Below are 13,620 nucleotides of genomic sequence, written 5' to 3'. Positions count from 1 at the left end.
TAATGCCGCTTCAATGGGCAACACGAGAGCACTCCGACGCCCATCAATCGCTCAGCGCGTCCCCATGATCGCCACGCGCTTTGGCCAAAGCGAAATAGGTCTGTAAGGCAGGCGCCGAGTCGTCGCTCAACGAGCAGATTCGCGCCAGCCAGTCGGCCTCGGCGGGCCATTCGCCTTCGACCACGCGCGGATAGATCTGCCGCACGAACTGATGCAGCGCCTTCGCGCCGATATTGCCGCTGATGCCAAGAAGGACGTGTAAGGCTCCGTGCGTCGATTCGAGGTCGCGGGCCGCCACGCTGGCGGCGAGTTGCGCCACGGTCGAGCGAATCTGCTCGATGCCGTTGAGGAACGTCTGGTCCAGCAAATCGAGCGCCACCAGTTCTTCGAGGTGTTTCTCGTCGAGCAGGGGGCCTTCCTTGATCGGCGCAGGCCTGCCCGCTTGCACGGCGGGCCTTTGTAACGGCTCCGCTTTGATCGGCGCATGCGACGCACGTTGCTGGGCAAACTGTCTTGCAAGGGAAGCATAGAGAGCGCCGATCTGCACGGGCTTGATCATGACCTCGTTCATGCCCGCGGCGAGACAGGCCTGCACGGCTTTCATATCGGATTGCCCGGTCAATGCAATGATGGGAACCTGGGCATATGAATCAGCACGGGCGCGAATCGACGCAGTCGTTTCCACGCCGCCCATTCCTGGCATGTTCATGTCCATCACGATGGCATCGATGGGGCCCTTCTCCTCCAACCTCGCCAGCACGTCCGGCCCATGCTCGGCCTCGACGACGCGTGCGCCGCATCGCTCCAGATAACCTTTGGCAATCCGCCTGCTGTAGGTGTCGTCGTCCGCCACCAGAATCGTTTTGCCGGCAAAGCCGTCGAACGGATGGCTGTGAACATGCCGATTGCCGCTTTCGAAGAGCGTCTGAAGCGCGGTGATCAGTTCCACCGCGCTGGCGGATTTGCTGATCATGTCGTCCATGCCGGCGCGGCGGGCGAGCACACGCGTCACATTGGCCGGCTCCGCCGTATAGGCGGCGATCAGCACGTTCCAGTTCGGGTCTTGATGGTCGGCGCGGATCTTCTCGGCGGTGGTGTAGCCGTCCATGACCGGCATATTGATGTCCATCAGCACGAGGTCGTACGGCGCTGACAGCCGAAGCGCGCTCAACGCCACCTCGCCGTTTTCCGCTTCGTTCACGTCCGCACCCACCTTCGACAACGCACGGCGGCTTCGCGCCCGCTGAGTGGCATCGTCGTCCACGACGAGAACGCGTTTGCCGGTGAAAAACGGCGTGGCGCGCTCGAAAATCTTCTGCTCATGCTCTCCAACTTCTCTGCTGGAGACGACGGGGAATTGCAGCGTGAACTGAGTAAATTTCCCGACTTCCGAGCGGCAGGCAATCGTGCCGCCGAAGGCGCGCATCGCGCGCTGGCAATAGGCAAGGCCGAGCCCCGTACCCGCCGAATTGCCCGCGGTACGGAAAGGCTCGAACAGATGCGGCAGGAGGTCGGGCGCAATGCCGGGGCCGGTGTCATGAACCAGCACCGTTTGCCGGTCGACTGTAAGCGTAAGCGTCGCCAAAGGATGCGTGGCAATGTGATGGAGTGCGTTCTTGATCAGATTGAATAGCGTGAACAGATAGACGGTTTTCGTCGACCTTGAAGATGAAATCTTCCAGCACCGCAAGTCGAACTTTGGCGCGCTCCTTCTGATCGCCGAAGCCGTATTCGTCCAGCGCTTTACGCGTGGTGGCCGCCGCGCTCAGATAGGTGAAGTGATCCGAGCGGATCGGTTTCGCACTGACTTCGTCCAGCGTCATGGCAATAATGCGCAGGCCCCGATCAATCGACAATTGGCCGTGGGCGAGATGCCGATAAAGCAACGCCGCCCTGTCATGCGACAAAGCCGGCGACGGGTTGGCATCCGTCACCGCGGGCAGCGCCTCTTCCATGCGATCCAGTACGTGCCTCAGTTGGCTGAGAGGATTGCGCATTTCATGAGCGATCGAGCCGGCGAGCGCGCGAAACGCGACATTTTTTGCCTGCGCGACGATGCCCTTCAGGTTGCTGTAACTGAACGTAAGGCCGGCGAAAATGCCGAATGTAAAAACTGGCAGATACGTGTAGAGAAATAGCTGCCCATCCACGTGGAGGGATTGCGGAATCACGATCCTGGCACACAGGACGGCAAGGCCGATACCCAGAATCAGATTGAGTGCTAACGCAACGAAAGACGGAAATATGGCGATCAGGAAAAACACCATGCCCAGCTCGGCCATTGACCAGAGCATCGAATAGTGACCGGCAATCAGGTAATAAGTGAAAAAGAACGGTAGCGTATAGGCTACCGTTACGAAGTAATACCACGGCAGGAAGCGCACGGCCGAAGCGGGCCAGAAACCGCGCAAGAGCAGCAGCGCACAGGCGGCTGTGCCGAAAGCGCGCATTTGCAGGCTTTCGTTGGGTTGAGGATCGATATACGTCCACCACAGCCAGTACAGCGGATGTCCGATCGTACCGATTACGCCAACAGCCAACACGCTATAGTCCGACACCTTGGCCGAGTCGTAAACCACTCGGTTGAGGTAACGGATGCTCCCTGAAATGGCTCTCATGTCGTGCTTTATGTTTATCTATCCAGCCTCAGAATTTGAAGCTGCTGACGTTGAATGACATGCCGGCACTGCCGACCCAGCACAGCACCCGGTCGCCTCTCTTCAACTGCCCGTCGTCCTTTGCCAGTGAAATCGCAGCCGGGATCGAAGCCGACACGAGGTTTCCGGTTTCCGGATAGATGTGATACATCTTGTCGTCGATTCCGACCTTTGCGCCATAACCCTGCCACGCCGCCTTGGAGGATGCGTGGGTGAAGACGATGTCGATGTCTTTCTTCGGAACAGGCAGTTTAGTCAATACCGCGGACAGTTCGTCCGAATTCTTGTGAAGCTCATGGCCGAATGATGTGAAACGCATGTCGCCGTTTTTCCCGATCCGCTCGGTTGGGTGGCAATACCCTTCGTAGCCGGGGATCGGGATGGTGCACAGGTCCGACACTTCCGGCTTCGCGCGGAAAGCGAAGCTGAAGTTATCCGGCTCTTTTGCGACGAGCAAGGTAGCGGTCGCCGCCTCGCCTATCGTGAACGACGGCAAGGTGTATTCAATCTGAGCCTGGTTCTTCAACGCAAAATTCCCCGGATAGAGTGGACCGCCTGCAAGCATATTGAACTCGGCATTCACAATCATAGCGTTTCTGTACTGGCCCGACTTGAAAAGGCTGTCGATAATCGCCATGGCTCGGGTCCAGCTCATGCAGGCGTCGACCACATCGAAACATTCCGCATTGACGAAGCCAAGCGTGCTGGCCATCATGTGGCTGTTGCCGGGTTCGAGGAACCCTCTTCCAATGCCGACATAAATAAACAGCTCGATATGTTCGGGCTTCAGATATGTTTCCGATAGCGCCTTGCGCGTCGCCATCGCGACATGATCGATAGGCGACTCATGGCTTTCACACCAGCGCCGGTTGACCAGTCCGCTTCTGTCGAGCAACGTCTTGATGGTGCGCATCCCCCTGTCGATGTCGCCCTCGTACTCCTTGGAATGGAATCGAATCATATCGATCACTTCCTCGTTCGTAACGATCCTGGAGGGCAAGCTGACTGCTACGTTTTTAATAAGCATAAAGAATCCATGAAAAAAATTAACGCGGTGGGTAGAAGTACGTTTTGCGCCTATGGCGGCGAGTATCTGGGACGCCAGATACCCGGCCTCGCGGCGCTGGTACATTAACGCGTCCACCGCAATTCATGAAAAAAGTCCCGCTTTGGCGTGTTGCCAATGGGATCGGGGGTGTTGGGGTGTCGGGAAGGGCCGGCGCGCCGGTGGTGGCGTTGGAGGGTAGTTCCGGCGGGAACCAGGGTGTACCGGTATTCGGGGAACGCAGCGATTGGCGGCCCCGCGAATCGGTCGTCCGGCCCGGTCTCCGACAATGGACCGGCATCCGCCTTCATCCCGCGGACGCGGGCAGGCGCTCCCGGGGGCGACAACCCGGTCTGCGGCGCCGCGCAGGAACGCGAGAAACTCAGCGGCGGGCAACGGCCGGCTCAACAGGAAACCCTGCATCTGATCGCAGGCAAGTTCGCTGAGCGTGCGGAACTGCGACTCCGTCTCGACGCCTTCCGCCACGACCTCGATCTGCAACGCGCGCGCGAGCGTCACGACGGCGGACAGCAAAGCGCTGCCGCGGTGACCGGCGGAGTCGAGGTCGCGCATGAACGAGCCGTCGATCTTGATCTGGTCGAACCTGAACCGCTGTAGATAGCCGAGGCTCGAGTATCCCGTGCCGAAGTCGTCGATGGCCACGGTATAGCCGCGCGCTTGCAGCGCTTCGATCGTCCGGCTCGTTTTCTCGATGCTCTGCATCGCCGTGGTTTCCGTGATCTCGAACATCACACGACAAGGATCGACGCCGGCAACATCGAGTAGCGCGTCGATACGCGCCACCAGGTCCGGGACGTTGAACTGGATCGGCGAAAGATTTACCGCCACGGCAATCGCAGGCAGCCCTTGCGCATCCCACAGCGCGATGTTGCGGCAGACCTCACGCAGCACCCAGTCGCCGATCTCGACGATGAGACCCGAGCGTTCCGCGAGCGGGATGAATTCGAGCGGAGCAATTTCGCCGAGCTCCGGATGACGCCAGCGGATCAGCGCCTCGACGCCCGTCACCGATTGGGAGGCAACGCTGAACTTCGGCTGGAACGACACGCTGAGTTCGCCGTCGCTCAAGGCGCGATTCAGATCGCGTTGCAGGATCAGCGACTTGAGCGCGGTGTGGTTCATCTGCGGCTCGAACACGCGGAACGTGTTGCGTCCGCTTTGCTTGGCGGCGTACATCGCGGCGTCCGCGCTATGGAGCAGTTCGTCGGCATTGCCGCCGTCGCAAGGATAGAACGCGATACCGATGCTCGCGCTCACGCGCAGCGGCAGTCCGTCGACGACGATCTCCTGGGCGAGCCGCCGCAGCACGCCATTGGCGACTGCCGCCGCGGACGACGCATCGGCCACGTTCTCCACCACGATCACGAATTCATCTCCGCCGAGCCGCGCGACCATGTCGGTATGGCGCAAGTCCTGACGCAGACGCTCGGCGCACACCTGGAGCAAGTCGTCGCCGACGCCGTGGCCGAGTGAATCGTTGATCGACTTGAAGCCGTCGAGGTCGATGAAGAGCACGGCGAACATTGATTCTCTGCGCGCGCATTCGGCGACCGCCTGCGCAATGCGCAAGGCGAGTTGCTGACGGTTGGGGAGGTTCGTCAGCGCATCGTGCGTGCCGAGATAATGCAGTTGCCGGTTCGCGCGCTTCAGAGAAAGAGAGAGGCTGCTCGTATGGAAACCGAACAATGCGAGCGTGCCGACCAGCACGGTGAACGACGTCGCCGTGACGACGAGCGCCAGCCAGTTCGCGTCGAACTTCTCACCGGAGAGACACAGGCTGCCGGCGGCGAAATTGGCCGCGCTCATGCCGAAATAGTGCATGCCGGTAATCGCGATGGCCATGATGAAGGCCGCGCCCAGCCGCTTGACGACGAGGTTCCCGGCGTCCGATGCACGCAGCGTGAAGGCGAGCCAGAGCGCCGCTATCGACGCGGCGATCGCCACGCCCACGGAAAGCGCGACTTTCCAGATCGTGTATTCGATTCCCGGCGACATCTGCATTGCGTACATGCCGGTAAAGTGCATCCCCGCCACGCCGAAGCCCATGATCGTCCCCGCGATGCAGAGGCGCCTGTGCGACAGCGTGCCACGGCTCGCGGTGGCGAGCGCGATCAACGACACGCTGATCGCGAGGAACAGCGACGCCGCGGTAATGGAAAAATCGTAGCCAATCGGAATCGGCAGCGAAAACGCGAGCATGCCGATGAAATGCATCGACCAGATGCCGACGCCCATCGACACCGCGCCGCCGACGAGCCATAGCGGCCGCCGTTTCGCGCTCGCGAGCGCGTTCAGGCCACCGGACAGCTCCACCGCCGTGTAGGACGCGAGGAATGCGACCACCAGCGACAGGCAGACCAGTAAGGGATTGTAGACACCAGTCATCGGCCCTCTCTCTTTTTCGTATCAGTCTTATGCGACTGTTTTTTTGCATCCGGGGCTTGGCTTCCGCGAGCCGCGCCGCGTTAGTGCGGCGGCGCGTAGTCCCCTCTGCTCTAACGGCAGAGTGGGGGATAACTTTATGCTTTTGTGGGGGGATGTTGCGTCGGGCGGGCTCCGTCTACGTCAACTGCGACTGGACCACGGGTTCGAACGGCCGGTCATATTCTCACTCGCGCCCGTAATTTGCACCGGCCCGCTATTTTCACGTCCTGTTCAGTCAACAACTTGATCCAATCCGCCGCCTGAGTCCGCTGCCGCCCTCGGGCGATTAAACTCAAAGCCGGTCTTTCGAGGGGGCTTCTCTCAAGCAAACCCCACCCCTCGATCTTACAACCTGCCGCTCCCTCGGGCGGCAGGTTCTTTTTCGTCGATACTCCCCATTCTCTCGCCAGTTGCAGGGCAACCGCACATCGGCCCGTATGTATCAGAGTCTTTGATTGCCACTTTCGATACCAATATTCCCTCGCCGTAGCCAACCGGCAATTGACCAGACCGCGGTATTTGTTGGGAAGAACTGCCAAAAGCATGGCCGCATCCGCCACGCCATGAGGTGTTTTGGACCCGAGCCAATTACCCATCAAGTCAAATCGCCATGCAATATGAAACGGTCATTCCCGCCTTCGTCTTTATAGACAAGGCTTCCCATCTTTTCGCAGCGCCCCACGAATCGCATCGATGTGATCGCAGCCCCCTTCGAGGCTACCCGAGGGCATCAAGCGAAATCGCCCGCAGTTGTGCGAGACTTCCAGCGAATAGAACTGCTGATCCACACGAGCGGGGCGCACATGGATGAGAAAGTAACTTACGTGTATGAGTACACCGGTGGCTTTGGTACATACCGTACTACCGGTACACGGGCAGCACACCAACTTCCCCTTGTCGGCGACAACGTAACAATGAAGGTCGACGACCTGGGATTCGATGGCGTTCTGCGAGTGAAGTCACGGCTCTTCGATTACGATAAAACAGGCTCACTAACCGTCATTCTCGGTCTGTCTCACACGGTTGCTTAGGATCGCTCGTGAGCTCGCAGCGGGAAGAGTCAACTTATTGATGCACGCAGCCTGAATCCCGTACATGTGTACCGGCTCACCACACAGCAGGCACTAAAAGAGGAGTGTCCGCAATCCCGGGACATGACCGCCCTGTTCCAGAACGCTTCACTTTTATGAAAGAGTCACTGATGGAAGACATTCAACAGCTGCGGATGCAACTTCTCGCGTATCAGACGCTAATCGCAGCGCTGCTCGCCAAGACATCTCCCACAATCAACGAACTGGAGCGTATGCGACGTGCAATCCGACGCAGCGCCACGTTCCATCCGATGGACGAACAGAGTCGCGATTCGGCGGGCGAGTACGCTGCAGCGATTGAAGACGTATTTCTGTCTGCGTCGCTGGTCATTCAGGACCTGAGAGAACCACCGGCTGTGTCTTAGTGAGCGGCGTCCGCGGGCCGAGGTCTTGCAGAGAGTCTGCTGACCATCGCCGTGGTTGAGAGATGTCCGCTCCGGCGGACAAAAAATCGCGCGCCGCATTCGAGGAAACCATGCAGCTACCGAGCGTTGATAATTTTGTCAAAGACCAGCAACACGGCATCACGTACAACATTTGCGCCTATCGAAAACTTTCCTGGGACGAGATGATGCGCGCCGTGCAAGTCTTTAATCAACAACAAGGGGGACGCCCACCCAGGCAAGGAGCGGTCGTCAAAATTTTTTCAGTGATGGGACTCAACGATGGGTAGTCGCGCGATTTCGCCGCCCCGCTATGGGGCCAACCGCGTGTCCGAATGGCAAAACGTCTCGTCGGTATCTTGTGCGTTCTAATTTGAAGCGAAAATAGCGGCTCACTGTGCAAGTGATCCGCCAATCGGAAAACGGTGAACCGGAACGAACACTTTCGTCTCCTTTATCGAACCGTCTTATGTCACTGCTCAATCCACCGCGGAATGCCCGGCCACAACCCGCGCTTTGCGTCTAATTCAGGATTGAAAGCAGATCGGCAATGCTTACATTGGGTAATTGCTTGGCGATCATGTCCCAGAAGATCACATCGTGCATCGCGCTCGCATCTTCGGCCGTTCTCCACTGCCGCGCGCCGACGATGCTATCGGCGGTTTCGCTGGCGGCATCAACGATTGTCTTAATGTGTTGTTTGTGCATGAACGGGTTATCGGCTGCGCGGCCGACTTATTTAGGCCCTCGCGCAATCGTTTGCTTAATGTATGACTGGCCTTGACACAATCCCGCTTGAATCTGACGGCCGCAACCAGCCCCGTGCGGCGAACGCACCGCGTGGCGCGTCCACATGATACGGGTGTCATCCTTCAAAAATGACTCTGGAAAGCCCTACCCCGAATATTCCGGATCAATTGGAGTCTGACAATCGCTGCGCAACAGCAAATCGAAATCAGGATGAGGCCGTGTGCACGGCCGGTGCGATTCTATCAATCCCGGCTCGATCTTCCTCCGAGCGGCGGCTATCGGAAACATTCTGTCCGAAGAGGCACCACCGTTTCGACCGCGCTTGACGAATTGCTACCGGCCATAGGTTTCCTCGCGTCAATGGCGTTCTGCGCACCGGTCTCAAACGAGGATGAAGAATGCAACCTCGTCCAATTCAGAATCGTTACGCCATGACAACGCTTTTTCCGCAGGCCTGGTGACGCGCGTCGAAGCCGCAGACAAAGACAGATTCCTCATTCTGTTATTGCGTGAGACGGGATTCGGAATTACAGCGAGATAGAATACTTACCCGGCATTACCCAAGCGCGCGCTGCACGGGTACCAACACCTCGAATAGGGCTTTTTCTCGTGCCTGGTATAAATCATTTTTGAAGATTCCCTATACATTCCGTCTCAGTCTATCCAGGATATCGTCTCGACGTATTCGAATTTTTTCCGTTTAAACGCGTGCCCCAACTCGGTGCTCCCATACCCACTCAATGTCTCCACTGCCAATGTCTTGACTAATTCAGCCTATAATAATGGCGCCTGTATCATTTGCATAACAGGCCTCGACAAAAGAATTACAGGGTCTTGAGAGAGGCTTTACAGGCCACAACATTCCGGGGTAAAGAACCAATGGGGCTGGTACATATTCCGCCGCTCAGCTCGCGGCAAAGTGCGGTGCCGGCGCAAGTGAACGCGACGACTCACGTCGACATAGTGCTGTTCAATGGTTTTGCGCTGCCCAAGGTCGCAGCGCTCATCGAAATATTCCATAAGGCGAACGCGCTCGCCGCGTCGCAACGATCGGGCCGCGCGCGCTACGACGTCTCGCTGCTTTCGGCTGCGGGTGGCCGCATTGCGAGCTCGTCGTCGGTGTTCGTCTGGACGGACAGCGTCGATTCACACAAAGGCACGAGCGACACGCATCTGATGTTCATCGCAGGCGGCGCGGGCGCGCAAGAGGCACGCTGCGATGAGCGCCTGCGCAATTGGCTACGCCACAGGCATCCGTTCAGCGAAATCGTTCACCCAATCGCTGAGGGCCGGCTGCTTCTGGAAGCGGCTGGGCTTCCAAGCCGCTATTGCCCGCTGCTGCGCAGCGGCTCCGAAGCGTGCGACCGAGGTCCGGCACGGTCGCAAGGCGACACGCCCGCGGCCGTGCGCACGGCACTGCACATCGTAGAAGAAGACCTCGGGCCCGAACTGGCGCGTCAGGTTGCCGAGTCCGTCGCGCCGCCGCATAAGACTCCTTTCAGCTCTTCCGTCGCCCGCAGCGGGGCGCCGCAGGTTAGCGAGAAGATCATGGCGTCGGCCCGGTGGCTGGAGGCAAACGTCGATCGTCCCATCTCAATCGACGACGCGGCGCGTCTCGCAGCCATGAGCGAGCGCAACTTCTTGCGGCGCTTCAAGAACGAGATCGGTATGACGCCCTCTGACTATCTGCTTCGCGCGCGTCTGAACCTGAGTTGTCAGATGCTCATTGAATCGCGTTTGCCCATCGACAAAATCGCACGGCGCTGCGGAATTGGCAGCGGCGGTCAGTTGGCTAAGCTTTTCAGAAAGTATCTGGCGACCACACCCACCGATTACCGGCTGAGCAAAGAAGCCTCTCCGAGTAGCCTGAGCTGAGCGCGCAGCGTGGCGCGCCCCTGAAAGCGAATACCTGCGCACGGTGATCCGCCTTGCGGAGAAGCGGCCGAGCTCATTCCGGGCTGCTTCCACCGACGCCCGCCGCTTCTGTTTCGATTGCCGATAGCCCTGCGACGGTGCAGTGCCCTTAGCCAGCCACCAGGCAATCCGATGCATCGATACGGCCGGCACAAGCGATACGGATCGACACCCGTCATGGGAGCGCACCCGACAAATTACACCCAAAATAGTCAGCAATTGATGCCAATGTTTTCGGGTCTATTTTTTCCTTTCGGGTCTCAGTGGCGAACTGCAATTAGCGCAATAGCGAGCATTAATTCACCACTGCTTTTCACATCGCGAACTTTTCACATAGAAAAAGAGCTGGCTGAACCTGCTATAGCGACCGAAATGATGCAATGTGTATAACTCGGTTAACCACCCACACTCGCGACACCCCCTGATATATCGTCATTTCGCCATGATTTGACCGCATTTGAGTCAGCTGGCAATGAGGCTCCAGACGCGGACTATCGCGACACGGCGCCCTCTTTCGCGCCGATACCGCGCGCCAGATATTCAATTGCCGGATATGAAGCCAATATGAATTTCTTGGCGTTCGTCAGCGGCAAATCGATGCATTTCGTGTCAAAAAATTACCAGCCTGGATGTTCTTGATCAAATCCGCCAAGAGCATGGTTGAATCGGACGCCCCTGTCTGATCAGAGCACCCCCGCGAATATGATGCGCTGCAGAAAACTCATTTTCGCTAATAGTGCCGGGGGCCAGCGGTATGGAATGTGCGACTGATATAACGAGGAAAACAATTCATCTCATGATGGGCGGGAGCGTGGGGTTGGCGCGCCGCCGCAGACAGGTTGTGATTCTCCTGTTCGAAGGTTTTTCGCTCATTCATATGGGGCGCCTGGCGGAGACATTCAGTCTCGCCAACCGTTTGCGTCATCCGGACAACGCGCTACACAACTACTACGACCTGCGTCTCGTGTCCGCCAGCGGCGGAGCCATACGCTCGTCCTCGGGCGTGCTGATCTGGACCGACGCGGTCGACTCCCACTACGCGAAAGATGTTCATGCGCTGTTTGCGCTCGGAGCCGTGAGCGCACCCGTCGAAAGCGACGAACGGCTGCTCTCGTGGTTACGTCACGCCTATCCGCATGCGGAGGTGGTGCAGGGGATCGGCGGAGGTAATGGCGTTCTCGAAATGGCTCGACTCGAACCCAAGGATGTTGCAGTGACTGAGATGGCAGGTGGTGCCATGACCGCAAGTGCGCTGTCCGCAACCAGAACCGCCGGCATCGACGCCGACGCTAGTGTCGCGCTAACCAGCGCGTTGTCCGTCGTCAAACGTGATTGTGGCTACGAGACGGCCAGCCAGGTCGCGCACGACCTGCTGCCCGTCACGCCGAAACAGTTCACCCACTCAGTATTCAATTCCCGCGAGGCGCGCGCCAGTGACCTGATTCGCACGTCAGCGTATCAGTTGCGGGTCAGCAGCGAGAGCCGTATATCGATTGCGGATGCCGCTCAGGCTGTGGCAATGAGCGAACGCAATTTCCTGCGCCGCTTCAAACAGGAGATCGGCGTGACGCCGACGGAGTTCGTCCTGCGGGTCCGCCTCGAAAAAGCCTGCCACATGCTGGTCGATACCGACCTGCCCGCCGACAAGATCGCCCGTCGTACGGGTCTGGGTAGTGGCGACCGACTCGCCAAGCTGTTCCGCCAGCACCTGCAAATGTCACCGACAGAGTATCGGACCAATGAGCGCAACCGGTTGGCTGATAACGGGTCGTCCGAACCGCCCGCCGTCAAGCGGGTACGCCGCCCCGTTTCGTAAGAAGCGAGCGATAGCTGGCTGCTTCCTCAACCGGCTCCACGGAGATTCTCATGAAACAAGCTGTCGCACGCCTGATCGATAGCGGGTGCATTGCGCTCGCGGCTGTCATCGCAGCCCATATCGCTCCTGCGCAGGGCCACGAAAGCGGCCCACTTCAGTTGCTGTTCGCAATCGTTATCCTGATGTCGTCAGCGGCTCTTTTGCCGATTGTTCGCGTTTACGCCGTATCGCCCATGCGCTCGTTGTATCGCCTCGGGACCCGAGTTCTGCCGGCATGGCTGGCCCTGCAGTTCGCCGGCTTGCTGCTCCTGCTGTCCATTCAGCACCAGGATGAGACGCTGGTGTCCTGGATCGCATGGTGGACCTGCATAGGCGTCGTACTGCTCGCGGCATGGCGAGTGATCGCCTCCACGATGCGTTCCTCCCCGCGTGTTGTCGGGTTGCGCGCCCGTAACATTGTCGTCGTGGGCAACGGCGAATACCTCAAGCTGATCGTTGCGAAGGTCGACTCCAGCAATCACCCGGATTTCCGCGTCGCGGAAGTTGTCGAGTTGCACGACGCCGGCGACCGACCCGGCTCCGCCATGGGCGAGCACGGCCAGACCAAACTGGCCCGTCTCGCAGGGCTAGCGGAGTCCGGCGGCATTCACGAGGTATGGCTCGCGTTACCGCTGTCGGCCCACGCCGCGGCGGCCCATTGCATCGAAGCGCTCAAGAACACGCTGGTGGAAATTCGGCTGATGCCGGACTTCATGCCGCTCGGACTGTACGCCGGCGTCGCGTCGCTCGGCACACTCGACATCCCCTCGCTCAGTCTTTCTCCGTCGGCCATTTCTGATAAGGCGATGACGGGCAAGGAGATCTTCGACAGGGCCTTTGCACTGGTTGCGCTGATCGGGCTTGCACCGCTATTCGTGGCGATCGCGATCGCCATCAAGCTCTCGTCGCCGGGTCCGGTTTTCTTCCGGCAACGCCGCAAGGGCCTGAAGGGACGGCCGTTTTCAATCTACAAGTTTCGTTCGATGCGAGTTCATGCGCAAGAGCGTGGCGTAGTGCGTCAGGCGACACGCAACGACAACCGTATCACGCCCGTAGGGCGCTTCCTGCGCCGCACGAGTCTCGACGAGATTCCGCAGTTCATCAATGTCCTGCGCGGCGAAATGTCGATCGTCGGTCCTCGTCCCCATGCGCTTGAACACGACGACCTGTACGGACCGCTGATCTCGGGCTATCTCGACCGCTATCGCATCAAGCCGGGCATTACCGGCTGGGCGCAGATCAACGGCTATCGAGGCGAAACGGACGCGCTGGAGAAGATGGCAGGCCGCGTCGAGTATGACCTGTATTACCTGCGTCATCGATCGTTCTGGATGGATATCAAGATCGTGCTACGCACGGTGGTCCGTGGGTTCTTAAGCAAGCAGGCGTACTAGTCATCGTGGGGAGCCGCGGACCGCGAGAAGGAGGTCGGCGAGCCCAATAAAAAGGAATCGGAGTGAAGCAATTGAAAGTCAGGTCC

General features: G+C 59.0%; 9 protein-coding genes and 1 pseudogene. 6 read left to right on the top strand and 4 right to left on the bottom strand.

Annotated features, from left to right (window positions below):
* Positions 1–43: 43 nt before the first annotated feature.
* The 3 genes and pseudogenes from B0G74_RS36760 to B0G74_RS36750 all read right to left on the bottom strand — a co-directional run bounded on the left by B0G74_RS36760 (position 44) and on the right by B0G74_RS36750 (position 6,108).
* Positions 44–2,618, bottom strand: a pseudogene (locus B0G74_RS36760) (hybrid sensor histidine kinase/response regulator).
* A gap of 28 nt (positions 2,619–2,646) precedes the next feature.
* Positions 2,647–3,789: a 3-oxoacyl-[acyl-carrier-protein] synthase III C-terminal domain-containing protein gene (locus B0G74_RS36755; RefSeq protein WP_243658503.1), complete on the bottom strand. Its 1,143-nt coding sequence runs from the start codon at positions 3,787–3,789 to the stop codon at positions 2,647–2,649.
* An 18-nt stretch (positions 3,790–3,807) separates the two neighbouring features.
* The gene (locus B0G74_RS36750; protein ID WP_243658502.1) at positions 3,808–6,108 is read right to left on the bottom strand and encodes an EAL domain-containing protein; all 2,301 of its coding nucleotides are present in this window, start codon (positions 6,106–6,108) and stop codon (positions 3,808–3,810) included.
* Positions 6,109–6,950: 842 nt separating this feature from the next.
* Between B0G74_RS36750 and B0G74_RS36745 the strand changes: the two genes are divergently transcribed.
* The 3 genes from B0G74_RS36745 to B0G74_RS36735 all read left to right on the top strand — a co-directional run bounded on the left by B0G74_RS36745 (position 6,951) and on the right by B0G74_RS36735 (position 7,911).
* Complete coding sequence (locus B0G74_RS36745) at positions 6,951–7,178, top strand: hypothetical protein (RefSeq protein WP_132381548.1); 228 nt, start codon at positions 6,951–6,953, stop codon at positions 7,176–7,178.
* A 170-nt stretch (positions 7,179–7,348) separates the two neighbouring features.
* Positions 7,349–7,603: a hypothetical protein gene (locus B0G74_RS36740; protein WP_132381546.1), complete on the top strand. Its 255-nt coding sequence runs from the start codon at positions 7,349–7,351 to the stop codon at positions 7,601–7,603.
* A gap of 62 nt (positions 7,604–7,665) precedes the next feature.
* Complete coding sequence (locus tag B0G74_RS36735; RefSeq protein WP_243658501.1) at positions 7,666–7,911, top strand: hypothetical protein; 246 nt, start codon at positions 7,666–7,668, stop codon at positions 7,909–7,911.
* 232 nt (positions 7,912–8,143) lie between these two features.
* Here the strand turns inward: B0G74_RS36735 and B0G74_RS36730 are convergent, their stop codons facing one another.
* A complete protein-coding gene (locus tag B0G74_RS36730; protein WP_132381545.1) occupies positions 8,144–8,329 on the bottom strand; it encodes a hypothetical protein in 186 nt (61 codons plus the stop codon).
* A 921-nt stretch (positions 8,330–9,250) separates the two neighbouring features.
* Between B0G74_RS36730 and B0G74_RS36725 the strand changes: the two genes are divergently transcribed.
* The 3 genes from B0G74_RS36725 to B0G74_RS36715 all read left to right on the top strand — a co-directional run bounded on the left by B0G74_RS36725 (position 9,251) and on the right by B0G74_RS36715 (position 13,534).
* Entirely contained in the window at positions 9,251–10,246 is a 996-nt protein-coding gene (locus tag B0G74_RS36725; RefSeq protein WP_132381543.1) for a helix-turn-helix domain-containing protein, read from the top strand.
* A gap of 910 nt (positions 10,247–11,156) precedes the next feature.
* Positions 11,157–12,101, top strand: a complete 945-nt coding sequence (locus tag B0G74_RS36720; RefSeq protein WP_243658556.1) for a helix-turn-helix domain-containing protein — start codon at positions 11,157–11,159, stop codon at positions 12,099–12,101.
* 50 nt (positions 12,102–12,151) lie between these two features.
* Positions 12,152–13,534: an undecaprenyl-phosphate glucose phosphotransferase gene (locus B0G74_RS36715; protein WP_132381540.1), complete on the top strand. Its 1,383-nt coding sequence runs from the start codon at positions 12,152–12,154 to the stop codon at positions 13,532–13,534.
* The last annotated feature ends 86 nt before the right edge of the window (positions 13,535–13,620 follow it).

The sequence above is a fragment of the Paraburkholderia sp. BL9I2N2 genome (assembly GCF_004339745.1).
Taxonomy (GTDB): Bacteria; Pseudomonadota; Gammaproteobacteria; order Burkholderiales; family Burkholderiaceae; genus Paraburkholderia.
This window is presented reverse-complemented; position numbering and strand designations above follow the sequence as displayed.

What these genes read in the sequence shown, in the direction of transcription:
- B0G74_RS36750 (WP_243658502.1), bottom strand. Translation starts at nt 6,108, where the DNA reads ATGACTGGTGTCTACAATCCCTTACTGGTCTGCCTGTCGCTGGTGGTC.
- B0G74_RS36715 (WP_132381540.1), top strand. Translation starts at nt 12,152, where the DNA reads ATGAAACAAGCTGTCGCACGCCTGATCGATAGCGGGTGCATTGCGCTC.
- B0G74_RS36725 (WP_132381543.1), top strand. Translation starts at nt 9,251, where the DNA reads ATGGGGCTGGTACATATTCCGCCGCTCAGCTCGCGGCAAAGTGCGGTG.
- B0G74_RS36745 (WP_132381548.1), top strand. Translation starts at nt 6,951, where the DNA reads ATGGATGAGAAAGTAACTTACGTGTATGAGTACACCGGTGGCTTTGGT.
- B0G74_RS36735 (WP_243658501.1), top strand. Translation starts at nt 7,666, where the DNA reads ATGTCCGCTCCGGCGGACAAAAAATCGCGCGCCGCATTCGAGGAAACC.
- B0G74_RS36755 (WP_243658503.1), bottom strand. Translation starts at nt 3,789, where the DNA reads ATGTACCAGCGCCGCGAGGCCGGGTATCTGGCGTCCCAGATACTCGCC.
- B0G74_RS36730 (WP_132381545.1), bottom strand. Translation starts at nt 8,329, where the DNA reads ATGCACAAACAACACATTAAGACAATCGTTGATGCCGCCAGCGAAACC.
- B0G74_RS36740 (WP_132381546.1), top strand. Translation starts at nt 7,349, where the DNA reads ATGGAAGACATTCAACAGCTGCGGATGCAACTTCTCGCGTATCAGACG.